The sequence below is a fragment of the Trichocoleus sp. FACHB-40 genome, from assembly GCF_014695915.1.
In the GTDB taxonomy this organism is placed as follows: Bacteria; Cyanobacteriota; Cyanobacteriia; order Cyanobacteriales; family FACHB-T130; genus Funiculus; species Funiculus sociatus.
This window is the reverse complement of record NZ_JACJPF010000102.1, coordinates 1-26,325: the sequence shown is the minus strand read 5'-3', so window position 1 is coordinate 26,325 and position 26,325 is coordinate 1. Positions and strand designations below refer to the sequence as shown.

The window sequence follows — 26,325 nt, the reverse complement described above, 5'->3', positions numbered from 1 at the left end:
TCCTTTAGCAGGAATTGCCAGGGTGACTAGCGTTTCTAAAAAATGGCTTCAAGATTACGTTAATACTAAATATGCTTCAGTTCCTCAACAGGTAAACGTTTCAAGCAAACATAGATCTAAATTAAACATCGAATGTGATGTACGCGAAGCGTTGCCGAAGGCTAGCTTGGTCATTCGTTAATCATAAAAATAATAAGCAGTGGATTTGGTTAGCATTGGATAAAAAAACTAGGGAAATTGTCGGTTGTTATATTGGCGATCGCAGCGAACAAGGGGCTAGAGGATTATGGAATTCTCTCCCATCAATTTATCGGCAATGTGCTGTTTGTTATACAGATTATTGGGCGGCTTATGAGCAGGTTATTCCAAGCAAACGACATAAAGCCGTGGGCAAAAACAGCGGGCTGACCAACCATATTGAGAGATTTAATAATACGATGCGTCAAAGAATTTCTCGATTAGTTAGGAAAACTTTGTCTTTTTCTAAAAAGTTAGAAAATCACATTGGAGCTATATGGTATTTTATCCATCATTATAATGCGTCGCTATCTATGTAAGAATTTTTTTCACTACATATTTACCACTACCCTTTCTTGCGACAACCTCCCAAGAAACGGGGAGATCCTGCGAAAAGCAGTGCTAGCTTACGCTGTAGAGATCGCTCCTCAGCTTGCAGAATACATCAGGGATAACGCAACCTTTGCGAATACGGTGGTAGACAGGATTGTGCCTCAAGAGCAAGAATCCGACTATAACTATCCCAGCCGACTGTTGCAAGTTCGCGATCGCGCACCCATTGTAACCGAACCATTTTGGCAGTTTGTCGTGGAGGACAACTTCACAGGCGATCGACCCAAGTGGGAAGATGCGGGGGTCATTATGACGAAAGACATCACTCCCTTTCTATATATGAAGTCGAGATTCTTGAATGCAGTACACTCCTTCATAGCCTGTTTAGCGGTAAGAGCAGGTATAAAGTATATGCATGAGGCGATCGCACTACCGGAATTCCACTTGTTTACTCGGCTTCTCATGGACGATATCGCAGCAGCAACACCAGTGCCTCGCGAGATGTGCGAACAATATATGGAGCAAGTGTTACTAAGGCTGAGTAACGAAGATCTTCCCGATACTACTGAGAGAATCTGTTCAGAAACAGCGAGGAAAGTAGGCAAGTATATCTTTCCGATACTTGAGGATGCTTATAGCCGAAAGGTCAGCATGAAGCGGATTATACTTCCCGTTGCGGCGTGGCTTCTTGCAGTCAGAGAGGGGGCGAGCGAGTCTGGTCAGTCCTATCATGCCAAGGATACCCAAAGCGCAATTACAGCGATTCAACAGGGGGCAGTGATTAGCCAGATTCTGGGATTGGAGAGTTGCGAACAGACAGAGGTCGTAGATAATGAATGCCACAGGGCTTTGCGAGATCTTCAGACCCAAGGATTATTGACTACGCTTAAGAATTACTGCGAGGGAGGCTTTTTAAATGAAACCGCTTCAGCATGATACGGTGGTGCTTTTCGATCATGACGGGACTGTCGTTGATAGTGAAATCATAGCCCTTAAGAGCGCGTGGAGGCTGACAAGTGAAGTGGCTCGTGAGTTCCCTGGCGCTCAACACTATGAGCTTGAGGACTTTGTTAAAAGCTTCGCAGGGAAATCTTACAGGGAAACACTCAAGAAGATCTACGCAGACTCATCAACCACTCTTAATGAGCGCGATATTGACAGGCTAGTCGCTGAAGAAGAAAAGAGAGCGATTGAACGGCTTAGTGTAGAGGCAAAAGCGACGGTCGGAACGCCGGAAGTGCTGTCTTCCCTGCGCGACGACGGATTTGAATATGCACTAGTCAGTAACAGCAGCTTCCAGCGGCTGAGTGCTTGCCTTGGTGCAGCTGCCCTGACCGACTATTTCCCGAGTGAGCTGGTATTTAGCGCTCACGACTCTCTCCCCGTTCCGCGTCCCAAGCCGCTTCCTGACATCTACCTACATGCAGTGAAGTGTCTGGACGCTGAAGTTTCGGATTGCGTGGCAATTGAAGATTCTATCAGTGGGGTAAGGGCTGCTGTTGCCGCTGGAATTGGGCAGATTATCGGTTATGTAGGGGGAACTCATGTAAACGAGGATGAACGAAGAAGCCGTGCAGATGCTCTTGTGTCGGCTGGTGCCCAGCAAGTTATTGAGCGGATGCACGATCTTATCGGGATATTGTCAGTAATCCCAGCCTAAAGACACGGGCATCAGGCGATCGCTTGAAGCCCAAAGCTTGACCAGGCACAGTCGCTTTAACACATATAAATGAACAGCAATACCACCACAGGCTCAACAATCAAGCTGAATGAAGCATCCCTGTCTCGTTTACCTGGAAACGTTCGCATACCCAAGTACGATCGCCATCAAATTTCTAATGGAATTGTGCATATTGGAGTTGGTGGATTTCATCGATCGCACCAAGCGCTTTATCTAGATGATTATTTCCATCAGAATCCTGGTAGTGACTGGGGAATTTGTGGTGTTGGATTGCTGGACTATGACTTTGACAGGCGGATGCGGGATGCGCTTCAATCCCAAGATTGTTTGTATACCTTAGTTGAGCGATCGCCTGAGTGCGATCGCGCTCGGATCATTGGTTCAATCACTCAATACCTGTTTGCACCAAACAATCGTCAAGCAGTTATTGAAGCATTAGCAGATCCCAAATGCCGAATCGTTACTCTAACGATCACTGAAAGCGGCTACTACTACATTGAAGGAAGTGGAAATTTCGATGTAAACCACCCGACGATGCAGCACGATTTGCAACATCCTGACCAACCAATTGGGACATACGGTTTTTTGACCGCGGCACTCGAAAAACGACGTAAACAGGGGTTAGCACCCTTTACAGTCTTGTCCTGCGACAATATCCAGGGCAACGGCGACATGGTGCGGAAAATGCTAACAACATTTGCCCAAATGCGTGATCCAGAGTTAGGAAGTTGGATTGCTGAACACGTTGCGTTTCCCAACTGCATGGTCGATCGCATTACTCCGCTGACAACCCCAGCAGATATCAAAATGGTGGCCCAACAGTTTGGTATTGATGATGCGTTTCCATGCGTCGCGGAGCCTTTCACCCAGTGGGTAATCGAAGATACATTTTGTGCAGGCAGACCCGATTGGGAATCCGTTGGCGTACAGATGACTAACGAGGTTCATCCCTACGAAATGATGAAACTTCGGCTGCTCAATGCCAGTCATATGTTGATTGGCTATCTCGGCTCTCTGGCAGGTTATACCTACGTTTATGAAGTCATGGCAGACCCGTTATTCCGGCAAGCCGTTGCTAACCTGATGGACGAGGTGACACCAACGCTCCAACCTGTTCCTGGGATTGATTTAGACGAGTATAAAAAGACTCTAATTGAACGGTTTTCCAATCCTAAAATTCGCGATCAGCTTCCGCGCCTGTGCCTGAATGGATCGGCCAAAATTCCTAAGTTTGTTGGCGTTGCATAATGGTGCTATGAATTGAGGCTAAATCTGATGCAATGTCCTGAATGCGGTTCCAATCATATCCGTAAGAACGGTAAGATGCGAGGTAAACTTGCATCACATTTGTGTAGATTGTGGTCGTCAGTTTATTGATGTTTACACAGCCCCCCAAGGATATTCCGATGAGATCAAAGCTTTATGTTTGAAAATGTATGTTAATGGCATGGGGTTTCGAGGCATTGAGCGAGTCACAGGTGTCCATCACACCACCGTGATTTATTGGGTCAAGCAAGTGGGAAAAAATCTACCCGATGCCTATGAGCCTGAACGTATTCCTGAAGTGGGCGAACTTGATGAATTGGAAACCTTTGTTGGTTCAAAAAAAACAAAATCTGGCTCTGGACGGCAGTTGACCACTTTAAACAGGGGATCTTAGGGTGGGTGTTGGGAGATCACAGTGCCAAGACCTTTGCACCTTTATGGGCAGTTGTGGCCACCTGGCAATGTTACTTTTATGTTACTGATGGATGGTCAGTTTATCCAGGTTTTATTCCAGCAGGAGACCAGATTGTCAGCAAGACTTACATGACACGGGTGGAAGGGGAAAATACCCGGTTGCGGCATTATCTGGCTCGATTGCATCGCAAAACTCTGTGCTATTCAAAATCCGAGGAAATGCTGAGATACTCAATTCGGCTGTTACTGCACTATCTCAAATTCTGGGATGTCCCTATTCCTCAATGATTCATAGCACCATTATGCAACGCCAGTTTGTTTTAGGGTCGCTCCGCGATAAATTACAACTTGGAGGTGCGATCGATTATCTAAGTTTGACGATAGCTGCTTGGTTTCAATACCTCAATGGTTATGACGACCAGAAGCGTCCTATCCCCATTGATGACCCCTTAGCTGATATCCTCACTCAACAAGCCCGCTCAGGTAAAACAGATCCCAGACCCTTGCTCAGCATATTTGAGATTTTTGGAGATTTAGTACAGTCGCCACGTTTCGTCGAGACTGTTGCTGACAAGTTGCGTAGTTTGCATGAGTTTGGTGCTCAAGGAACGCTAGCGCGATTGTCGCAGGCACCATCCGCATCCGTGAGGAAACTTATTTGACACTGCCACGGCTGCACTACGTTAAAGCCGTGGGATTCTCCCGTCTAGCCCAGCTCTATGTCTACGAGTGCCAAGGGAAATTCAGCAGCCACTACAGCGCAATATTTATTGAGGTTCTTCTTTCCTATCTTCCCTCTCACCAAAGCATCACTCTTAAGGCGGATTCTCCTCAGGGAGTAACTCGGCTTGAATGGAGAAGACCGTGTATGCATACGGATGACTCTTTATGAAGCGCGACGCCACAGGCAAGTTTGTTAGCAATTGGAACTCGGAGACGAAACAGCGAGTTAGCGTATCTCTGACTAATACAGCATGGCGATCGCTCGATAAAGAGGCTCACAGGCGAGGAATTTCTCGCTCTGAAGTCATTGAACACTTTGCCCGCAGCCTTGAGAGCGAAGAGTTGTTCTGTGTCCAAGAAACTGAAGGCAAGGTAGCAACGATTCTTGAAAGCATCACGGATGCTTTTGTCGCCTTCGATCGCGACTGGCGCTACACCTACGTGAATCGGGCGGCGGCTAAAATCCTGCACAAAACGCCCGAAGAGTTACTGGGAAAGCACGTTTGGAACGAGGTTTTTCCTGAGTTGGTCGGTGGAATTGCCTATCGGGAACTACATCGGGCAGCGATCGAACAGGTTCCTGTTTCCTGGGAAGAATTTGGGGAGCCGGTTCAGCGTTGGTTAGAGGCGAATGCCTATCCCTCTGCGGAGGGTGTAGCGGTTTATTTTCGAGATGTGAGCGATCGCAAGCAAGCGGAGGCAGAGCGAGAACGGTTGTTGCACGAGCTTGAAATTGAACGCGCCCAATTTGAAGCCGTTTTGCGACAAATGCCTGCTGGAGTCATGATTGCCGATGCGGCATCCGGTAAATTAGTTCTGGCGAACGAGCAAACCAAGCAAATTGTTGGGTATGGCTACGAACAGTTGCTTGCTGTTGAGGAATATGCACCCATTATTCCAAGTGAAATCTTTCACTTAGATGGTCAACTCTATTCGGCTCATGAGTATCCATTGGTGCGATCGCTAAAAACAGGTGAAGTCGTTACCAACGAAGAGATAGCAATTCATCGAGATGATGGTAACTGCATTTTCGTTAACGTCAACTCAGCACCAATTTTAGATAACCAGGGGCAGATTGTTGCAGCCGTTGTTGTCTTCCAAGACGTGAGCGAACGCAAGCATGTAGAGCAAGCCTTACGCGAGAGTGAATCGCAGCTACGAGGTCTATTTGATGCGAATCTCATTGGGATTATTATTGGCGATTTTCAAGGCAATATTCTGGAAGTCAACGAGGCTTGGCTTGCCACTTTAGGTTACACGCGAGAAGAAGTTTTATCGGGAGAGGTAAACTTCCTTGAGATTACTCCACCGGAGTTTCGGCATTTAGACGAGGAAGCAATGGCACAGATGAAACAAGTTGGTCGCCATGCGCCGTTTGAGAAAGAATACATTCGTAAAGACGGTACTCGCGTTCCCGTCTTGGTGGGAACTGCCTATCTAGGACAACCCGATGATTTGGGACTAGGATTTGTAATTGACCTAACAGAGCGCAAACGCTTGGAACGCCAACTGTGGCAGCGAGAGCAACAGTTTAAAATGGTGGCGGAAAATGCCCCAGACATTATTAGCCGAATTGATGCAGAGTTTCGCCATATTTATGTCAGCCCTTCTATAGAACTGGCAACAGGTATTCCCTCAGAGCAATTTGTTGGCAAGACCAATGCCGAGCTAGGAATGCCAGAAGATATATATCGCGTTTGGCATGACAGTTGGCGGCAAGTCTTTGCAACCGGCTCCGAACAGACGATTGAATTTAAGTTTCCGACTTCTTATGGTATTCGATGGTATCAGTCGCGTATTGTCCCTGAATTTGCTCCTGATGGCTCCGTGGAAACGGTACTGGGGATTACTCGTGATGTGACGGATTACAAACAGGTTGAACAGTCATTACGAGAGAGTGAAGAACGCCTGCGATTGGCACTGAGGGCGGCTCAGATGGTTGTCTGGGATATGGATTTAAAAACCAATCGAGTAGTCTGTTCTGCTAATGCTCTAGACGTTTGGGGTCTTCATGAAGGGACGGGAGAAGAGTTTTTTGCGCTCATTCATCCAGACGATCGACAACAGGTGCTCCAAACGGCGGCAGGGGCAATGGCTGGAGAACAGCCCTACGCACCGGAGTATCGGGTAATTAGTCCAGACGGCGTTGTGCGCTGGATCAACAGTCAGGGGCGAGTCTATCTGGATGAGACGGGGCAAGGAGTTCGCATGATTGGCGTTTCGGTTGATATTACAGAACGCAAACAGATCGAAGCAGAACGCGATCGCCTTTTAAAACGAGAACAATCTGCCCGACTCGAAGCGGAAACCGAACGCAAGCGGTTGCATGACATCCTGATGCAATTGCCTGCCATGATTGCCATTGTTAAAGGTGCCGATCTTGTGTATGAATTTGCCAATCCCACCTACCTGCAAGGGACTGGACGCACTCCAGGCATTATTGGGAAATCAATACGGGATGTTTTCCCAGAGATAGAGGGGCAAATTTACTTTGAAGCGTTTGAACAGGTTCACCGGACGGGAGAAACATTTATTCGGGAGGAGTCACCTACTTACTGGGATCGGAACGGCGATGGGGTGTTAGAAGAAGCATTTTTCAACTGTATCTTTGCGGCTTGGCGGGATGCTGAGGGAACCATTCAGGGTGTGTTGATTTATAACATTGAAGTGACAGCCCAGGTGCGGGCAAGGCAACAAATTGAACAACTGCTCAAGAACCTCCAGCAGAAAGAAGAAATTCAGCAATTCCTAATCGAATTGAATGATGCGATTCGTGCCATTCAAGACCCCAAGGAAATTATGTGGAAAGTGGTTTGTTCGACAGGGCAACACTTCCAAGTTACTCGTTGTACCTACGGTGAAATTGATTCTACTCAGGAATACGTCATCGTCGATCGCGACTATTGCAATGGTGTAATCAGCATTGTGGGTAGCCATCCTATGGATTCATTTGGCCCTGAACTTATTGCTGAATTAAAACAGGGCAAAACTATTGTCGTCGATGATGTCGATGCCGATCCTCGGACTGCCGGAGTTGGGGCGGCTGCCTTTGACGCAATTCAAACCAAATCTCTCCTATGTGTTCCCTTGGTGAAAGAAGGGCGATTTGTTGCAGTGTTAGTGTTGCACCATGTCTCTGTTCGCCACTGGACGGAGGAAGATGTGGTGCTAATGGAGCGAATTGCTCAAAAAACCTGGCTAGCCGTGGAGCGATCGCGCTCAGAGGAGGAATTGCGAGAAAGTGAAGCTCATCTGCAACTCGCTCTGAAGGTTGGACGCATGGGAACGTGGGACTGGGACATGCAGACCGATGCCTTGCTTTGGTCAGAAGGTCACTTCACGATACTAGGGCTAAAACCGAATGAGTGCGAACCGGGCTATAAGGTTTGGGCAAGTCGGGTTCATCCTGATGACCTAGCAGAAGCTGAGGCAAAACTTCAGCAAGCCATAGCTGACAAGAAAGAGTATCACCATGAATATCGCCTGCGTTGGTCAGATGGCTCCATTCACTGGGTCGAAGCCAGAGGTCAGCTTACTTATGATAGTCAGGGAAATCCCAAGCATTCGATCGGAGCCGTCATTGATATCACAGAACGCAAGCAAGCGGAACAGGAACGAGAACAACTACTAGAGCGCGAACGCATTGCCCGTTCAGAGGCAGAAGCGGCACAGCACCAATTGGCAACTATTTTTAATACATCTCCGATTGGACTTGCCCTATTAGATGCCCAGCAGCGATTTATTGCCATCAACGAAGCCTTAGCAGAAATTAATGGATTAACCCGCGAACAACACTTAGGACAATCCATTGCAGAACTTTTTGGCCAATCCGATCCTCAATTAGTTGAAGTCTTTGATCAGATTTACGCCACAGGGAATCCTTTCATTTCACCAAACTTTGCGGTAAATGTTCCCGGACGTAGCGATCGCCGTCCCGGTTACTACAACGTTTATTATCTTCCGACTGTTAACTCAAATGCTCAGGTAGAAGGCGTTTTAGTTTATGTGGTCGATGTGACTGAGCGCGTCAGGTTAGAGCTTGCCCAACACTTTCTCTCTGAGGCAAGTGCCGTGCTTGCATCCTCCCTGGATTATCAAACGACTCTAGAGCGAGTCGCGCAGCTTACAGTGCCGGAATTAGCGGACTGGTGTACGGTTCACATGATAGAAGAGGATGGTGGGATCGAGCAGATTGCGGTGGCTCACATCGACCCTGCCAAGCTGGAATGGGCCTATCAGATTAGAGACAAGTATCCTATAAACCCCGATGACCCTCGCGGTGCTGCATTTACATTGCGAACTGGGGAATCTGATTTGGTGCCGGAGATTCCCGATGAACTGTTAGTACAGGCAGCCCGTGACCCAGAGCATTTAGAGATTCTGCGGCAGGTTGGATTCACCTCGGTAATGACGGTGCCACTACGAACTCAGGCACGAATTCTAGGGGTCATTTCCTTTATCGGTGCCGAATCTGGACGACGGTATACCTCAGCAGATTTGCAACTGGCAGAGGAATTGGCTCGTCGTGCTTCTTTGGCGATCGACAATGCTCACTTGTACCGGGTGGCTCAACGCGATCGCGCAAAAGCAGAAGCCGCTAACCGGATTAAAGACGAATTTTTAGCCGTGTTGTCCCACGAGTTGCGATCGCCCCTCAATCCGATTCTGGGCTGGACAAAATTGCTACGAACTGGGCGACTCGATGCCACAAAAACCCAACAAGCCCTAGAAACGATCGAACGCAACGCCAAGCTGCAAGCGCAATTAATTGAGGACTTGTTGGATGTCTCCCGCATTCTGCAAGGAAAAATGACGTTAAACGTCGCTCCTGTGAATCTGGCGGCAACGATTGAAGCTGCCCTGGAAACGGTACGACTAGCAGCCGAAGCCAAACACATTCAAATCCAGACCACATTTAATCCGATTTCAAGAACGGTTTCAGGTGATACAAATCGTCTGCAACAGGTAGTTTGGAACCTCGTCTCCAATGCTGTGAAGTTCACCCCAACCGGAGGACGCATCGAGGTGGAACTAGAGCAAGTCGGTACATATGCTCAGATTCAAGTCAAAGATACTGGAAAAGGCATCAGTCCAGACTTCTTACCCTATGTGTTTGACTACTTCCGTCAAGAAGATGGCACAACAACCCGACAATTTGGCGGATTAGGATTGGGACTGGCGATCGTCCGCCATTTTACCGAACTGCATGGAGGAACCGTTCAAGCAGACAGCTTAGGACAGAACTTAGGGGCTACATTTACCATCCGGCTCCCGTTAAACATCGTTGAGCCGGAACCCTCTTCTGATGACAGGCACCCAGAAAGTGCGACAGACTTAGCAGGGGTTTATGTGTTGGTGGTGGATGACGATGCAGATATGCGGGAGTTGGCAGCATTCACCTTAACGCAATCTGGCGCACAAGTTACGACAGCCGCTTCGGCTACACAGGCGTTGACTCTCCTGAATCAATCTGTCCCCGATCTACTCTTATGTGACATTGGGATGCCAGAGATGGATGGCTATTCCCTGATTCGGCACATTAGAAAGTGGTCACCTGAAAAGGGAGGTATGATTCCTGCGATCGCCCTTACTGCCTATGCTGGAGAAATCAATCAGCAGCAAGCCTTAGTTGCCGGATTTGGGATGCATATCTCGAAGCCTGTCGAACCTGAGGAATTAGTAAAAGCGATCGCCCGTTTGCTTAAACACTGAAGGACTTAGATTTTAGGCAGGTTGTATCTTGATTCCCTCAAAATAACTGACACAATAGGTAAGTAGGCAGGACTCACCACAATGAAAGTTGATCGTACAAACTCCTTGAATCATCGAGAAGAGCTTACTCTAAATTTTACTCAGGAGTTTTGTGCGGACTGCCAAGTGAGCGGAGCACGATTTGCGGCGATCGTAGATCATATGGCTGAGGCATTCATTTCCATTAATTCACAGTGGCACTGCACCTATGTCAACCGTAAAGCAGAACAGCTTTTAAATAGGAAGCGGCAAGACCTAATCGGCAAAAATATATGGGCAGTATTTTCGGTCGATCCTACCTCTGAGCTATATCAGCATTGTCATCGAGTAATCGTAACGCAAACTGCAATCGAGTTTGAAGAACACTATCCCTCACTCAACAAGTGGTTGAAAATTCGCGCAATTAAGAGTGAAGATAGCTTACTCCTTTACTTCCAAGATACGACCCAAACATCTCAAGCCGAGCAACAATTGAAAGCCGAAATCGCCAAGTGCCAGCAGGTGGAAGCCACTCTTCAGAAAGAACAGGACTTTTTGAAGGCAATTCTAAACAACGTTCAAGCAGGCATTGTGGCTTGCGATGCCGAGGGCATATTGACTGTATTTAACCAAGCAGCTAAAGATTTTCATGGATTACCTCAACAGCCAGTTCCACCGGAGCAATGGGCTGAGTATTATAACTTGTATTTGTCCGACGGCAAAACACCCATGAATACAGAGGATATTCCCCTGTTCCGGGCATTGCAAGGACAGAACGTTCGTGATGTGGAAATGATGATTGTTCCGCAGCAGGGAACTGCCCGAACGCTGTTAGCAACTGGACAGGCGATTATTGCCGCCAACGGCGAAAAACAGGGTGCTGTTGTCGTGATGCACGACATTACACAACGCAAGCAGGCAGAAACTGCTCTGCGCGAGCGTGAAGCGCAATTATCGAGCATCTTCCAAACTATTCCTGATGGCATCACCATTCTAGATTCTACCGGACAGATTATTGCGGCAAATAGGGCAGCAGAGAGGATTTTAAGATTGACTCGCAGTGACATTGTGGAGCGAGGCTATAACGATCCATCCTGGTTCATTACAACCGTGGACGGTCATCCTTTCCCAGAAGATGAACTGCCGTTCGCGCGGGTGATGCAAACAGGTCAGGCTATTTATGGCATTGAACATGCCATTAACCATGCCGATGGCACCCGCACGATTCTCTCGATCAATGCTTCCCCTTTGTTAGACGAAGAAGGGCAAATTATCAATGTCATTGCTGCTTTAAGCGACATTACTGAGCGCAAGCAAACCGAAGAAGAACGAGTACAGCTTGTTCAAGAACAGGCAGCCCGTGCCGTAGCAGAGAATTCTCAGCAAAAATCAGCATTTTTAGCGGAAGTGAGTGCTGTTCTTTCTTCTTCACTAGAGTATGAACAAACCCTCCAAAGCGTTGCAAAGCTGGCAGTTCCTTATTTTGCAGATTGGTGTAGTGTCGATCTGCTGAATGACGATCGCACGATCGGGCGTGTTGCGGTGGCTCATTGCGATCCCGAAAAAGTCCAGTTTGGCTGGGATTTGGCTCAACGCTTTCCCAGACATCTCGATGATGGGTATGGCATTGCTAAAGTCATGCAAACAGGACAGGTTGAAATTGGAATTGAGATTACAGATGAACAGTTAGTTGCCGCCGTGCCGAATGCTGAATACCTGGAAATATTGCGTGGAGTTGGGTTAAAGTCCTGCATCATTGCACCGCTACAGACACGCGGGCGCGTGTTGGGTACCATTACGTTTGTGTTTACTGAATCCGATCGCCACTATCGCTTGGAAGACATTTCCTTGGCTGAAGATTTAGCTCGGCGGGCAGCGATGGCCATTGATAATGCTCGTCTCTATAATGAAACACAACAAGCGAAATTAGCCGCCGAACTCGCTGCTAACCGGACGGCTCGATTGCTGGCGTTGATGACAGCGCTTTCTGAATCGCTAACCTCGGCTCAAGTGGCTCAGGTGATTATTGAACAGGGAATGTCCGCACTGGGAGCGAGTTCTGGTTTGGTTGCCGTATTAAACCAGGATGCAAGCGAACTGGAGATTATTCAAGGGATCGGGTATGAGCACGTCGGAGAGTTTCAGCGCAGTTTTTCGATTCATGCACCCTATCCTCTGGCAGAAGCCGTGCGAACTGGGCAACCTGTTTGGGAAGAAACCATCGAAAACCGAATTGCCCGTTATCCTCATTTAGCCCAAGCGTATGCCAAGGCTGGTTCTCAAGCCTGGATTTCAGTGCCATTGTTGATAGAAGGACAAGCCGTTGGTGGACTGTCGCTCAGTTTTTCGACCGTTCCCAGACTTTCCGAGAGCGATCGCGCTTTCGTTGTGGCACTAGCACAGCAATCGGCGCAGTCGATCGACCGAGCACGACTCTACGAATCAGAACGGCAAGCACGGGCACAAGCAGAAGCGGCTAACCGAATTAAAGATGAGTTCTTAGCTGTCTTGTCGCACGAATTGCGAACTCCGTTGAATCCGATTCTGGGTTGGACTCGACTGCTGCGAAGGGGAACCCTCGATTCCAGCAAGACGGCGGGAGCTCTCGAAACGATTGAACGCAATGCTGAGCTACAAGTTCAACTGATTGAGGACTTGCTGGATATTTCTCGTATTCTGCAAGGCAAGTTGAGTTTGGACTCTACTCCAATTAATTTAAAAACAACTGTTACAGCCGCGATCGAAACAGTGCGTCTAGCCGCCGAAGCGAAGAACATTCAAATTCAAACTCAGCTTGAATCGACTGGGGGGGAGGCGTTAGGAGATGCTGCCCGATTGCAACAGGTTGTCTGGAACCTGCTCACCAATGCCATTAAGTTCACCCCAACTGGAGGTCGAGTTGAAGTTGAGCTAAAAACGATTGATTCCTATGCTCAAATTCTAGTCAGGGATACGGGGAAAGGGATTAAGCCAGAGTTTATTCCCTATGTCTTTGACACGTTTCGACAAGCCGATAGCAGTATTACTAGAACATTTGGTGGGTTAGGGCTGGGATTAGCGATCGTGCGTCGCCTCGTTGAGCTACATGGTGGCACTGCCAAAGCCGAAAGTTCTGGAGAAGGGCAGGGAGCAACATTTACCGTCACTCTTCCGTTGTTAGCCAGGAGAAATGATGCAAACAGTGACCAGAAGGACAATCTATCACTCAATGCTCACACTTCACCCTTGGCTAGATTATGTATCCTGGCAGTCGATGACGAAGTAGACAATTTAGAGTTAGTTCAATTTATCTTGGAGGGAGCGGGAGCCACCGTGATCTGTGCATCTTCAGCAACAGATGCGCTAAAACAACTTGATAAATCTAAGCCAGATGTTTTGATTGCTGATATTGGAATGCCACAAATTGATGGCTATATGTTGATTCGTCAAGTCAGACAACTATCCACACAGGAGGGAGGACAGATTCCCGCGATCGCACTTACTGCCTATGCTGGAGAAATCAATCAGCAGCAAGCCTTAGCTGCCGGATTTCACAGGCATCTTTCCAAGCCGGTTGAGCCGGAAATGTTAGTGCAGACAATTGAGCAATTGCTTCATCGAATTGGGTAAGGCAGAGTATTAGACATCTGCGGGAAATTAAGATTCAGCTACCTCGCTACAAGAATCTCAGGTTAATTATCGAAGATGTCTTTTGAGTATAGTGTGGGAGGATGTCACGTCTTGAGGATTAGCCTGATGCTGCTTGGCATAGATTTAGGAACAGGCTCTGCTAAGGCATTGCTCCTAGCGACAGACGGAAGCGTTATGGGTGAAGCATCAAGCTCCTATCCTGTTCATGCACCCCACCCCGGATGGGCTGAGTCTGAGCCAGGGGATTGGTGGTCAGGTGTTGCCTCGGCTGTTAGGAAGGCAGTGGGAAATCACGCTGATCAGGTACAGGCGATCGCACTTTCAGGGCAAATGCACGGTGTTGTCCTAGCTTCGGAGTCGGGTCAGCCCCTGCGTCCTGCTATCCTCTGGGCAGATACTCGTAGTGCCACGCTTAACACTTATCATTCGCTCGATGCAGCTATAAGCGAGCGATTGGGCAACCCGATTACGGCTGGAATGGCGGGGCCAACTTTGTTGTGGCTACGAGAACACGAGGCTACTGTCTACGCCCAAGCGCGTTGGGCACTCCAGCCAAAAGATTGGCTACGGTTACGGATGACTGGAGAAGTCGCAACCGAACCATCTGATGCTAGTGGTACTTTGCTTTACGATGTTGTGTCGGACAACTGGGCTGGGGATGCAATCTCAGCGCTGAATCTGCGTTGTGATTGGTTGCCGAAAATTATTCCCTCTAGTGCGATCGCAGGTGACCTGACGGCTATTGCTTCAGAGCATCTTGGCTTACCTATTGGCTTACCCGTTATTGCTGGTGCTGCGGATACGGCAGCGGCGGCACTTGGTAACGGACTACTACCTGGTTTAGTTCAACTAACCATCGGCACAGGCGCTCAAATCATTACACCGCGATCGCAACCCATTATCGATCCTCAGGGTCGTACCCATCTCTATCGAGCCGCCGTACCTAACCAGTGGTACACCCTTGCAGCAATGCAAAATGCGGGGTTAGCGCTTGAGTGGGTGCGAGGTATCCTCGGCTTGAGCTGGGAGCAAGTCTATACTAAAGCGTTTTCTGTTCCCCCAGGATGTGAAGGGTTGACATTTTTGCCATACCTTACAGGTGAGCGAACTCCACACCTTGACCCATATATACGTGGGGCATGGGTAGGACTTGGACTTCATCACACACAGGCGCACATGATGCGGGCAGCTTTAGAGGGAGTTGTTTTTGCTTTGCGACAAGGTTTAGAGGCACTTGAGGCTACAGGTTTTAAAGCAACAGAATTGCGTTTAGCAGGCGGTGGAACGGCAGAAATGCCTTGGAAACAATTACTGACTGATGTATTGAGAATACCCCTCTATGCAACTACAGTTGCTGCTGCTTCCGCCCGTGGTGCTGCTCTATTGGCGGGTATCGGAATTGGTGTATACGCAGATGCTAATGACACCATCAAACTGGCAGCAACACCAACGCTTGCTGCAACGCCCCAATCAGTTGATTGGGTTCTAGAAGAGGCTTGGATGCGATATCAATCCCTTTATCCACGACTTAAAAAAATCTGATAGGAGTTATGCCTCAAGGAGGAACAAGCAAACGGCATAAAGCCGTTGGAAAAAAGAGTGAGCTGACCTACAATATTGAGAGGTTTAATAATAGGATGCAGCAAATAATTTCTCGGTTGGTTAGGAAAACTTTGTCGTTTTCTAAAAAGTTAGAAAACCACCTTGGGGCTATCTGGTATTTTATCCATCATTATAATGCGTCGCTATCTGGGCAGTGATTTTTTCACTAAATTACTACTACCCTTCTTTGCGTAGCGAGAGCGCTTCCCTTGGCGTTACGAGAGCGTTAAAATTATTTCCATGATGTGGACACAAATAGATGCTCGTATTACTCACCTGACTGGCGAAAAGTTTCTTGCGTCACAGCAGCGTTCGGTTAGCGGCGGCTGTATCAATCAAGGTTATGCCATCAGCGATGGGCAGCGTACTTATTTTGTTAAACTCAACCAAGCTTCTCTGGTTGATATGTTTGAGGCAGAAGCGTTGGGTTTACAGCAAATGCTGGAAACTAACAGCATCCGCGTCCCGAAACCGATTTGCTGGGGTACTGAAGGGAATTCTGCCTATCTAGTTCTGGAGTGGTTGGAACTAGGACGTGGCAATACCCAATCTTGGGAGAAAATGGGACAGCAATTGGCAGCAATGCACCACTGGGTGGGAAAAGATGCCTTTGGCTGGGACAGAAATAATACGATTGGTTCTACGCCGCAAATCAACACCTGGACAGCAGCTTGGGGAGAATTTTATGTTGAACATCGGCTGGGTTATCAATTTGGGCGGGCGTTGCGTCGCGGCGGTCATTTTCCCAATCAAGAACGGTTACTAGAGGCAATTCCTGAACTATTGGCAGATCGTCAGCCTCAACCATCGCTGGTTCACGGCGATTTGTGGGGGGGGAATGCCAGTTGTACTGTGGAAGGGGAACCTGTGATTTTTGACCCGGCGGCGTATTATGGCGATCGCGAGGTTGATATTGCGATGACGGAACTTTTTGGCGGTTTCCCAACAGCGTTTTATCGCGGCTATAACGAAGTTTTTCCTTTAGATCCAGGCTACGAGCGGCGGAAACCTCTGTATAACCTGTATCACATTTTGAATCATTTTAATCTTTTTGGCGGCGGTTATGCGTCGCAAGCGTCGGGGATGATTGAACAGATATTGCGTTCAATTTGATGTTGAGCGTAACACGCTATCCTGGCAGGAATAATTTGCTTATGGGAGATTGTCAGGGTCAACGCCAAGCGATCGCAAGTACGCAGCCAACTGTTCAGCCCGAAGACGTTCTTGTTCAGCCCGAAGACGTTCTTGCTGTAACAACAACTCGGCCTGTTCTGCCCGTTGCTGTAGTTCCACTGAAGTTAAAAATCTCTGCCCATCTGGACGGTAAATTACTAACTCTCCCTGTCCAGTTGCAAACCGAATTCTTAAGCGAGGACTCGTCCAGCCATCCATTTGCCAAAGTTTTGTCAGATGTTGATCTTGCCGCAACCATCCTTCTAATTCATAGCTTTCTGGGTCATACAGGTAGTATTCTTCGACACCGTAAGTATCGTAAAACTCCAGCTTGCGATCCATCTCTTCTTGATTGTTGCTCAGAGAAAGTATCTCAAAGACAACTTGGGGCGGGATATTATCTTCTTGCCACTGACGATAAGAACGACGTTTCCCCTTGTGTCTGCCGAATACAACCATGACATCGGGTGCAGTCGGGGAAACTATCTTGGATTTGACAGGATACCACAGCAAATCTGCCGCAATAAAAACATCGTTAATGGCAGCGAACAAAATCTCTAAATTCTCTTTTATAATGACTATCCAACGATACTGTTCCGTATTGTCTGCCATTGGTTTGCCGTCACTGTCTGGATAGAGTAGATCGGAGTCAAGTTGCGAAAAGATAGTCATCGGATTTTACCTTGCTCTCGCTCAATAAATTACGACAAAATTTTAAATAGGCTGGAAATAGCGATCGCTATTTTCCAGACTCCTGATTTTTGTCTCTTTTCATCATTTTAGAAATTAATTCTAGACAGAAATTCTGGCACACCCTGAATACCAAGATTAAGGTGAAACACCGCCCCAGCTCCCTCGCCTTCCTCATCGCGGTTGTCACCGCCTGCTGTAGTAACGTAAATATCAGTGTAATCCGGGCCGCCAAACGTGACGCTTGTCACCTTTTTTGCTGGGAAAGGAATGCGTAAAACTTCTGTACCATCGGGAGTGTAGCGAAACAAATGTCCCCCATCCCAACGCGCCGACCAAATATAACCTTCCGCATCAACAGTCATCCCATCGGGGACACCTTCATCTTCTGGTGTGGTGATGTGAACGCGCTGATTGCTAAGATTGCCGCTAAATTGGTCGTAGTCGAACTTATAAATTTCCCGTTTATCGGAGTCGGTGTGGTAAAGCTGCTTGTGGTCGGGGGTGAATCCCATGCCGTTAGAAACACCCAGACCATCGAGTATTTGAGTGAGGGAACCGTCTGTATCCAGGCGGTAGAGGCGACCGAGACGATTAGGTGCTGGCATCGTCCCACAAAAAACCCGCCCTGCGGGGTCAGCAATTACATCATTAAAGCGGGTTTCGCGTTCGTCGGGAATTTCGGGAATCAGGGTGGTAATTTTCCCCTCTTCCCAGCGCTCAATGGCTCCACGAGCTTTAAATAGAAGTAGTGAACCGTCTTGTTGAATAGTGAAACCGCCGACAACTTCCCCAGAGTAAATTTGCTCGTGGGTTTTGCTGGCATAATCGTAGCGGAACAGGCGACCTGTGGGGATGTCACTCCAGTAGAGGCGCTTCTCAAGTGGGTGCCAAAGGGGGCCTTCGGCATTGTGGCATTGGTAGTCTGCGATGATAGATGGTGTTGCCATTCTTTGAGTATAGGATCAATAGAAAAGTGCAACTGCAATTTTAGAGCATCGCTAGTGAGTAGCGATCGCAATCTTAATTGCTTAATATTAAGTAGTTAATAGTCCAGACAATGAGGAAAAGAATTCTAGAAACAATTATTGCGACCTTACAGCCAAAAGACTTTATCTTAGCTTTATGGCAGGGAGGTTCCGCAGCCCACGGTTATACAGATGAGTGGTCAGACATCGACATTGTAGCAATTGTTGAGGACAATTATGTTGAAGAAACCTTTAACCTCCTTGAAAAATCTCTCTTAACAATATCGGAAATTAAGTTTAATTTCCGAGTTCCTGAACCTACATGGCACGGTCATTCGCAGTGCTTTTATCAGTTAGAAGCAGCAAGTTCCTTCTTATTGATAGATTTTGCAGTAATGAAGCGAAGTAGTCCCAATCATTTTTTAGAGATGGAGCGACATGGAAAAATAGTAGTTGCCTTCGATAAAGCCAATCTCTTAGTTGTACCTCCTTTGAATTTGAGCGAACATTTCTCCAAAATGAAAGTCAGATTCTATCATCTTCAAAATACTTTTGATTTTTTGCAAATATTTGTTAAAAAGGAGATAAATCGCGGACGTTTAGTAGAGGCTATTGCTAACTACCACTCTTACACTCTTCCACTCTTAGTAGAACTTCTGGGAATGGTTTATCGACCTTATAGATACGATTTTCAGACAAAGTATTTTAGCCGAGACTTCCCCCCAGAGGTCATCGCTCGTATGGAACCCCTTTATTGTGTAAGGGATATTGCCGATTTAACAAAAAAACAGCAACTTGCCAAATTGTTTTTTGCGGAAACTTTACCTCGTGCAGAAGAGGTTATAACTAGAGCAAACCTAACTCATTTATGAATTTCTTTTCCTATCTTGCTTCAGTGCTATAACCAACGCGCTATGTATCGTCTTTGCGGTTCGTTTAGAAAGCTATCTTCACGAATCAAGTACAATTTATATAAATTTAACTAAATTTTTCGGGAGCAGGCATGACAGAAATTAAAAATGTCAGTGGAACAGCTTTTATCATCGCTGAGCTTAGAGTTGAAGGAAGTGAAGAGAATAATCCTCTTTACACCGATGAAATTGTTAAACTTTTTCTCAATGATGAAACTAAAAAAATTGCTAAGGAGATAGCTAAAACCTTTACTCCAGCAAAAGACATGGTAAAAATTCGGACGAAATATTTCGATGATGTATTATCAAATCAAATTTCACTTGGTTATCAGCAAGTGGTGATTTTAGGCTCTGGTTTAGATACCCGTGCTGTCAGAAAAGGTACAGAAGACGTAGTTTTTTTTGAAATAGATAATCAAAATACTCTTCTGTTAAAAGAAGAAAGTTTAAAACAAAACCAAATTTCAGCAAATGTGAAATACATTTCTGGGGACTATATAAAAGACGATTTAATTGCTTTGCTTGCTAGAAATAAATTTGATTTTAATCTACCAACCTATTTTTTATGGGAAGGCAATATTACATATTTAACTGAGGAGGAAATAATTTTTGTAGTAAAACAGATTCGGGACAATGTGAAAGAATTCAAGTTGTCTTTGGACTATTTTACAGAAGGAGTAATTTTAAGAACAACTGGGTATCAGGATATAAATGATTACAGGGATGAGTTGGAAAAGATGGGCGCACCGTGGCTGACTGGCTTTGAAAATGTTGATAAATTTGCTAAAAAGTTAAACTTAAAAGTTAGCGAAAACTTTTCAACAGCCGATTTATACAAAAGATATCGTCCTCATAGTTCACTAGAATCTAATATTTTCAATTTTTACTTTGTTTGTACTTTAGAAAGTTAAAGTAGGTTGGTTTGATGGATGTATTCCGGGCTTTTGGTTAGTTCAGTGAAAGGCGCGGCTTAAGAATGCTGCCTTGGTTTTGGGAGAATGGAGTTTGAGGGGTAAAGATGCGTTGCTCCAATTGAAAGGCTATAGAATTGAGTCAATCTTATGATAATGAGCGATTGGAGCGATGAAAACGCTAGCAAAATGGTCTGTGGATGACTATCACCGCATGATCGAAGCGGGGATTTTGCGCGATCGCCGTGTGGAGTTGTTAGCGGGCGAAATTGTTGAAATGAGTCCAGAAACCCCGATTCATTACAATACGGCAAAGCGAGGCGCGAAATACCTGGAGGAGTTGCTAGTAGGCAAAGCTGATGTTCGTTTCAATGGCCCAATTACACTACCCGACTCCGAACCCGAACCGGATATGGCAATCGTTCGACTGCCAGAGTCTGCATACAACGATCGCCATCCTGAACCTGATGATATATTTTGGGTCGTAGAGGTGGCTAAGACCAGTCTGAAAAAAGATGTAGAGTTCAAAGCCTCTATTTATGCTACTGCTGAAATTCAAGAGTATTGGGTTTTAGATTTATCAAACACGCGAATAATTGTGTTTCGAGAGCCTCACAATGGTCAGTACGTTACACAACAGGTTATTCGTGAAGGTGTGATCTCTGACGAGAAGCCGCTTCGCGTCTACGCGCCGTTGGCATTTCCAGATATCCAGGTATCAGTTGAGAGACTTTTTGCTTGAATGCGATCGCTCCCCACATCAGCATCCTCACGCTTTTAGTTTATGAGCGATCGCTTCTTGTGCTGTTTTGGTTTTGGGGGAATGGACTTTGAGGAGGATGGTGCGATCGCAATCTTCCTCGACGCAGCACCCAGAGCTTCACTCAAATTTTGGTGGATGTTCTCCTACCTTGACCCACATCCGACGCACGCGAATCAACTGGGGACGATTCATCTTTAATGCAGCAATTGTTGCTCGACCAATAGGTGTCAACCCTACTAATTCTGTCCCATCCTCACTCCACGTAAAATGCTCTTCCCATGCTTGGCGATGGGGATGAAACAAAGGCACCATCTGCCCAGTAGTGGGGTCTAATGCTGTTTGGAGAGTTGCTTTGTAGCGATTACAGGTAGGACAGGAAAGGCAAAGATTCTCGAAAAGTGTCTCTCCACCAGCTGAGCGGGGAAGAATGTGTTCAAACTCAAAAATTGCAACCGTTAGAGCTTCAGCTGTGCGGCAATAGGCACAGCAATCTCTAAAATGGACGCGAATTTGTCGCTGTAGCTCAACAGGAATATATGCACTCACGCCACCGTTGCCAATCTTTCTAGGCAGTGCAGAGTATATCTGGCTCTCGTTTTGAGGATTGTCAGTTGATCGACTTGTGCTAGCAGACGGTCTAGATTTGCAATTTCGTCAGCACAGAGTTGAGATTTTGCATTCCGAAATAGCAAATCGTTCAATTGATTCTGTGCTGAGGCAGCTAGCATACTATCGGCTAACGCTTGCAGCTCATCTCGGCTTAAGCCAATTAAGCATTCCTCATCCAGAGCCAGTGGGTTTGCAAGTCGATTATATGCTTCCAAATCTAACAAGACGCCAACTCGCTCCCCCTGTTCGTTGGTAATATAACGCACTTGCTCAGACATGGGTTTTCTCTCTCTCGGTCTTTGGATTCATCGTAGCTTATAGTTGTTTTGCGATCGCATCTCGCGCTGCTTCGGCTTTGGGAGAATGGAGTTTGAGGGGGATGATGCGATCGCGCCGTTGGCATTTCCAGATATCCAGGTATCAGTTGAGAGACTTTTTGCTTGAGCCTTTTGTGTCAGTTGTATGATAATTCCGAATGCAGAGCGTGCTGTGGTTGATGTCCGTAAGTTACGTGATTACTGTCTCAATTCCACGCACGATCAAGGCAAACATAAGGCACGTTTGTTTGAATCCATGCTTGGCATGACTGCCAGTGATGCAGAGGAGTTACGCAGGATTTTACTGGAAGTTATCAAAACACATGAGGTACAGCTAGGGCGAAGGGACGACTACGGGCAACGTTATACCCTTGACTTTGTGCTTGAATGGGGGGAGAGAAGCGCTACAGTTCGTAGCGGTTGGATGATCGAACATGACTCAGATACTCCAAGATTGACAACCTGCTACCCGTTGTAAGAGTTGGAGGCTTATATGACAGATACAATCAAATTGTTAGATGTAGTTGCTCTTACAGTCAATTTGCCTGAATTCAATCTGCGGCGTGGGCAAGTGGGTACAGTTGTTGAAATCCTTGCCGATGGTAGGGCGTTTGAAGTTGAATTTAGCGATCGCACAGGCCGCACTTACGAGTCTCTTGGTCTACGTCCAGACCAAATTATGGTGCTACACTTTGAGCCAGTATCTGGTGATGTTGCAGCTTAACAATATCCTTACTTTTTGCATCCTCACGCTTGTCGTTTATAAGCGATCGGTTAAGATTGATAGCTCAACTTATTTAAGTTATTCTCGCCCCATGCCTTATGGCAAAACATTACGTCGGTCGGGATCTCAGGAATCAGTCGTTTGCAGGATGTAACCTTGCCGGAGCGGATTTCCGAGGGGCAAACCTGGAAGGGGTAGATTTTACCAGCGCCAACCTGCGTGGAGCAAAGTTCTCATCCACAAAAGAATGGAAAACGAATGCAACCGGAGCCAACTTCAGCTATGCCGATATTCGAGGAGCGGATTTTACAAATGCCATGCTCAGAGGCGCAAATTTCACTGGAGTCAATGCAGGAATAATCTTATATAAAGCTATTTGCACGATAGGATGTTGTCTATTTCTAGCTGGACTAGCAACGCTCCTACATCCATCTTTTTTAGGGTTGCTGATTGTGACAATCTTCTTTTCAGCAGTCATCATGCTTAAAATATTTCTACAAGAAAGGTTTACAGAACCACAATTTCAGGAGTTTGCAATTTACAACGTATTAGGTTGCTTTAGAGCAGAGGACTGGCAGAAAGACTACAAGCAATGGAGGCTCCAAAGGCACTACATCAATCTTCTCTCTACTCTTTTACATACATCTGTTTACTTTTTAAAACTTGAAATTGCTATAGTTTTTATTGGCACTATTCTGAAATTTTCAAATCTTCAAATTGAGAATTATTCTAAAGATATTGAGAATTATGCCAGAGATATGCCTTCTCAATTAGATTTGTTAAAACATCTAATTTTGACACTCCCCTCAGCGTTCCTGCTTGCAAATGTTTTCGATTCTTCATCTAAAAACTCAGTTGAAGCCTTTTTCGGAGCAGTAAGCTTTCAAGGAGCTAATTTAACAGATTGTAATTTTACTAGGGCAATCCTTATCAAGCCAAACTTGTTGGAGAGTAATTGTACTCGTGTTTATTGGTATAGAGTTAAAAATTTTGGTTTCAACTTTATACCAGATAAATATGTGCTAAATAAAGTTATTCTGAAGATGAAATTACTGATTGAAGGTGAGGGTAGTAATAAGAATTTTGATTTTATGGATTTAGAAGCTGTTAATCTTCGCGAAGCGAATTTAGTAGATGCCAGCTTTGTTGGAACTGATCTTAGTCGCTCTAATTTGCAAAATGCTAATCTGTCAGGGGCAGTGCTGAGGCAGACTCAACTGGACGGAGCAGATTTGACCGGAGCGATCCTCACAGGTGCCTACATTGAGGACTGGGGCATTACTGGTACTACCAAATTGGATCGTGTGCAGTGTGAGTATGTCTATATGCGAGTACCGACTAAGAAGAATCCTCACCCCTTAAGGAAGCCGGATAACCTGTGCGAAACCTTTTTAGATGGAGAATTTGCTGACTTCATTCGACCCTATCTGGACACGCTCGATCTGTATCATACTCAAGGTGTTGACCCACGCGCCATTTCTATAGCATTCAAGAATTTGGCACAGAATCATCCAGATGCACACTTGGAAATTGTGACGGTGGAGAAACGAGGACACAATAGCCTCAACTTGAAAGTGCAAACAGCACCAGAGGCAGACAAATCTGACCTGAGCAGAGAATATTTTGCAGATTACAATCGGCTTAAGGCGCTACCTGCGGGAGTACAATTATTGCTGGCGGAAAAGGATGTCCAAATTCGCAGTCTACAGCAAATGATTCAAACGACACTCAAACAACCAACTTTTAGCATTCAGGGAGAGTTTATGCCAGAAAATAGCGGAATTAATATCAGCGCGGATGGCAATATTGGCGATATTAGTGGCTTAGTTGGTGGCGATGTCAGTGGAGTTGTCAATCTCGGCACAATTAGCGGTGACGTGACCAATGCCGTTAATCAGTTACCAGATGTATCTGAATCTGATCAGCCCAACCTTAAAGAACTTTTGACACAACTTCAACAAGCTATCGAAAACGACACTAACTTGCCTGACACGGACAAAGCCGATTTGCTGGAACAGGTACAGGTATTGGCTGAAGCTCAACAGACAAAAGAAACCACCAAGAAAGAAGGGCTTATTCGGAAGGCAAATAAAATATTTGATGCAACGCTGAAAAGCCTTCCGAATACTGCTGTGATCGTAGAGTCTTGCAGTAAATTATTGCCGATGATTTTGAAGGCACTAGGAATTTCAGCCTGAGTTTTCGATGCTGTTGGCACAATCAAAGAGCGATCGCTTGCCAGCATACATTACAACAGATAGCACAGGCGAGAATCAGTACAATTGAGAGAACTATCAACCCTATTGCTACTTATGCTAAAAACTGTCGAAGGCATTTATCAGAACGGACAAATTGAACTCGCCGAACTGCCACAGGATGTGAGCGATCGCACCCAAGTTCTGATCACCTTTCTCGATCCTGGCAAAATCGATCCCACCAAAGTGCGTCAATTGATCGATCGGTTAGAAACCATTGCAGGTATTCAGCAAGGCTTCGTAGATAACCTAAACGATCTAGGAGATGAAGTTTAAATAGGTTGTCGGTGAGAACGTAGGGAAAGAGGTTATCCGCCAGGCGACGCTTCCTTTAACCATCAATCTGATTCGACTCCGGTAGGAATTCAGGATTCATGACTTGCTCTGGAGTGTAGGGACATTCTTCGGGAAAAACCTGTTCGCCCAACTGAGTTTCTCGAATCGCCAAAGCTAAGCCTAGTTCATAAGCAGCGAGGAAAACCTCTTCTAGATAAGGTTTCAAACTAGGGCTATCCTGCAAAAGCAACCTGATCTGAACACGTTGCTCTCGAATTGTACCCAACCAACTATTGCTGCGTTTGTCAGGTTGAAATTGCCATTTTAGGAGGTGTCCTAGCAATACTCCCAATCGATTCCTCAGTTGTTGCCGCTCTTTCCTGCCCAAAGCTTCAATTTCCTCAATCAGGTTGCCCTTGTCTAATTGATTCCACTCCTGAGTTTTGAGTAGGCTAACCTGCTCTTGAGTCCAGGCATAAAAATCTGTTTCATAGAGGTGAGATGTGTGCATTTTTATCAATGGTTGTAAACTTCTATTAGACTAGCGATCGCTCTCATATTCACGCATCAGCATTCTGAAGTCCAGGGACTTTTCGATAGATGGAAGCAATATCGCAGCGAATATCTATACTTGCGAAGTAAACTTCATCTCCTTGGCTGTAAATTTGAGAAACCCAATCGCCTGAATCAGAAAGGCGAAAACACTCGACGCTCATCTGAGATTGATTAATTAACACATATTCTCGGAAAGATGGAGACGTTTGATAGTCAGCAAATTTTTCCCCTCTGTCAAAAGCTGCTGTTGAGGGAGATAGCACTTCAACGACCAAAATGGGATAGAGGATGAAGTCATCTGTAGAGTTTGTATCGCGCTCATCGCAAGTTACAGCAACATCGGGATAGTAATAGCAGTCTGCTGACTCAAGCCTGACTTTAATATCCGAGGAGAGAACAAGGCAGGGACTATTATAGAGGTGATTGCCCAATATTCTTACCAGAAATGTTGAATGTTAAGAAAACTTCATAAAAATTAGCCCAAAATCATGATATTTTTTGGGCTAAACCTTAATTAATCTTATTAGCTTCCATGATATTTTCATTTCCTCGTCTTG

Annotated in this window: 21 protein-coding genes and 3 pseudogenes; 18 read left to right on the top strand and 6 right to left on the bottom strand. The window is 46.1% G+C overall.

Features of this window, described 5'->3' with window-relative positions:
• The 11 genes and pseudogenes from H6F63_RS24400 to H6F63_RS24350 form a co-directional block, all read left to right on the top strand.
• A pseudogene (locus H6F63_RS24400) lies at nt 1–557 on the top strand (IS1 family transposase); the annotation flags it as partial.
• Between the two features lie 79 nt (nt 558–636).
• A complete protein-coding gene (locus tag H6F63_RS24395) occupies nt 637–1,506 on the top strand; it encodes a hypothetical protein (protein WP_347276835.1) in 870 nt (289 codons plus the stop codon).
• The gene (locus tag H6F63_RS24390) at nt 1,487–2,230 is read left to right on the top strand and encodes an HAD family phosphatase (RefSeq protein ID WP_190639955.1); all 744 of its coding nucleotides are present in this window, start codon (nt 1,487–1,489) and stop codon (nt 2,228–2,230) included. Before H6F63_RS24395 ends, H6F63_RS24390 begins: the two co-directional genes overlap by 20 nt.
• A gap of 69 nt (nt 2,231–2,299) precedes the next feature.
• Nucleotides 2,300–3,499, top strand: a complete 1,200-nt coding sequence (locus tag H6F63_RS24385; protein WP_242020092.1) for a mannitol dehydrogenase family protein — start codon at nt 2,300–2,302, stop codon at nt 3,497–3,499.
• Nucleotides 3,500–3,526: 27 nt separating this feature from the next.
• A pseudogene (locus H6F63_RS24380) lies at nt 3,527–4,219 on the top strand (IS1 family transposase).
• Nucleotides 4,220–4,233: 14 nt separating this feature from the next.
• Complete coding sequence (locus tag H6F63_RS24375) at nt 4,234–4,593, top strand: hypothetical protein (protein WP_242020090.1); 360 nt, start codon at nt 4,234–4,236, stop codon at nt 4,591–4,593.
• A gap of 226 nt (nt 4,594–4,819) precedes the next feature.
• The gene (locus H6F63_RS24370; protein WP_190639953.1) at nt 4,820–10,366 is read left to right on the top strand and encodes a PAS domain S-box protein; all 5,547 of its coding nucleotides are present in this window, start codon (nt 4,820–4,822) and stop codon (nt 10,364–10,366) included.
• An 81-nt stretch (nt 10,367–10,447) separates the two neighbouring features.
• Nucleotides 10,448–13,993: a PAS domain S-box protein gene (locus H6F63_RS24365; protein ID WP_190639952.1), complete on the top strand. Its 3,546-nt coding sequence runs from the start codon at nt 10,448–10,450 to the stop codon at nt 13,991–13,993.
• 126 nt (nt 13,994–14,119) lie between these two features.
• Nucleotides 14,120–15,556 (top strand): xylulokinase, encoded by a 1,437-nt coding sequence (gene xylB, locus H6F63_RS24360; RefSeq protein ID WP_190639958.1) that lies wholly within the window; start codon nt 14,120–14,122, stop codon nt 15,554–15,556.
• A 26-nt stretch (nt 15,557–15,582) separates the two neighbouring features.
• Nucleotides 15,583–15,774, top strand: a pseudogene (locus H6F63_RS24355) (IS1 family transposase); the annotation flags it as partial.
• An 85-nt stretch (nt 15,775–15,859) separates the two neighbouring features.
• Nucleotides 15,860–16,729: a fructosamine kinase family protein gene (locus tag H6F63_RS24350; RefSeq protein WP_190639957.1), complete on the top strand. Its 870-nt coding sequence runs from the start codon at nt 15,860–15,862 to the stop codon at nt 16,727–16,729.
• 39 nt (nt 16,730–16,768) lie between these two features.
• Here H6F63_RS24350 and H6F63_RS24345 read toward each other — a convergent pair whose 3' ends face one another.
• Nucleotides 16,769–17,461, bottom strand: coding sequence for a Uma2 family endonuclease (locus H6F63_RS24345; protein WP_190639951.1), 693 nt, complete (start codon nt 17,459–17,461; stop codon nt 16,769–16,771).
• A gap of 107 nt (nt 17,462–17,568) precedes the next feature.
• A complete protein-coding gene (locus H6F63_RS24340) occupies nt 17,569–18,429 on the bottom strand; it encodes an SMP-30/gluconolactonase/LRE family protein (RefSeq protein ID WP_190639950.1) in 861 nt (286 codons plus the stop codon).
• A gap of 110 nt (nt 18,430–18,539) precedes the next feature.
• Between H6F63_RS24340 and H6F63_RS24335 the strand changes: the two genes are divergently transcribed.
• From H6F63_RS24335 to H6F63_RS24325, 3 genes are all read left to right on the top strand, one after another.
• Nucleotides 18,540–19,319, top strand: a complete 780-nt coding sequence (locus H6F63_RS24335; protein ID WP_190639949.1) for an aminoglycoside 6-adenylyltransferase — start codon at nt 18,540–18,542, stop codon at nt 19,317–19,319.
• 131 nt (nt 19,320–19,450) lie between these two features.
• The gene (locus tag H6F63_RS24330; protein WP_190639948.1) at nt 19,451–20,269 is read left to right on the top strand and encodes an SAM-dependent methyltransferase; all 819 of its coding nucleotides are present in this window, start codon (nt 19,451–19,453) and stop codon (nt 20,267–20,269) included.
• Between the two features lie 172 nt (nt 20,270–20,441).
• Nucleotides 20,442–21,011: a Uma2 family endonuclease gene (locus H6F63_RS24325; RefSeq protein WP_190639947.1), complete on the top strand. Its 570-nt coding sequence runs from the start codon at nt 20,442–20,444 to the stop codon at nt 21,009–21,011.
• Nucleotides 21,012–21,149: 138 nt separating this feature from the next.
• Here H6F63_RS24325 and H6F63_RS24320 read toward each other — a convergent pair whose 3' ends face one another.
• Complete coding sequence (locus H6F63_RS24320; RefSeq protein WP_190639946.1) at nt 21,150–21,578, bottom strand: HNH endonuclease; 429 nt, start codon at nt 21,576–21,578, stop codon at nt 21,150–21,152.
• Nucleotides 21,575–21,919 (bottom strand): hypothetical protein, encoded by a 345-nt coding sequence (locus H6F63_RS24315; protein ID WP_190639945.1) that lies wholly within the window; start codon nt 21,917–21,919, stop codon nt 21,575–21,577. The genes H6F63_RS24320 and H6F63_RS24315 overlap by 4 nt, the downstream gene beginning before the upstream one ends.
• 184 nt (nt 21,920–22,103) lie before the next feature.
• Here H6F63_RS24315 and H6F63_RS24310 point away from each other — a divergent pair, with 184 nt between their 5' ends.
• The 4 genes from H6F63_RS24310 (at nt 22,104) to H6F63_RS24295 (ending at nt 25,213) form a co-directional block, all read left to right on the top strand.
• A complete protein-coding gene (locus tag H6F63_RS24310) occupies nt 22,104–22,436 on the top strand; it encodes a DUF6883 domain-containing protein (RefSeq protein WP_190639944.1) in 333 nt (110 codons plus the stop codon).
• 15 nt (nt 22,437–22,451) lie between these two features.
• On the top strand, nt 22,452–22,682 hold the full coding sequence (locus tag H6F63_RS24305) for a DUF4926 domain-containing protein (protein ID WP_190639943.1): 231 nt from the start codon (nt 22,452–22,454) through the stop codon (nt 22,680–22,682).
• Between the two features lie 98 nt (nt 22,683–22,780).
• The gene (locus H6F63_RS24300; RefSeq protein ID WP_190639942.1) at nt 22,781–24,880 is read left to right on the top strand and encodes a pentapeptide repeat-containing protein; all 2,100 of its coding nucleotides are present in this window, start codon (nt 22,781–22,783) and stop codon (nt 24,878–24,880) included.
• Nucleotides 24,881–24,994: 114 nt separating this feature from the next.
• Complete coding sequence (locus H6F63_RS24295) at nt 24,995–25,213, top strand: hypothetical protein (RefSeq protein ID WP_190639941.1); 219 nt, start codon at nt 24,995–24,997, stop codon at nt 25,211–25,213.
• Nucleotides 25,214–25,268: 55 nt separating this feature from the next.
• Here the strand turns inward: H6F63_RS24295 and H6F63_RS24290 are convergent, their stop codons facing one another.
• The gene (locus tag H6F63_RS24290) at nt 25,269–25,724 is read right to left on the bottom strand and encodes a DUF29 domain-containing protein (protein WP_190639940.1); all 456 of its coding nucleotides are present in this window, start codon (nt 25,722–25,724) and stop codon (nt 25,269–25,271) included.
• A 49-nt stretch (nt 25,725–25,773) separates the two neighbouring features.
• Nucleotides 25,774–26,211, bottom strand: coding sequence for a Uma2 family endonuclease (locus H6F63_RS24285; protein ID WP_190639956.1), 438 nt, complete (start codon nt 26,209–26,211; stop codon nt 25,774–25,776).
• Between the last annotated feature and the right edge of the window lie 114 nt (nt 26,212–26,325).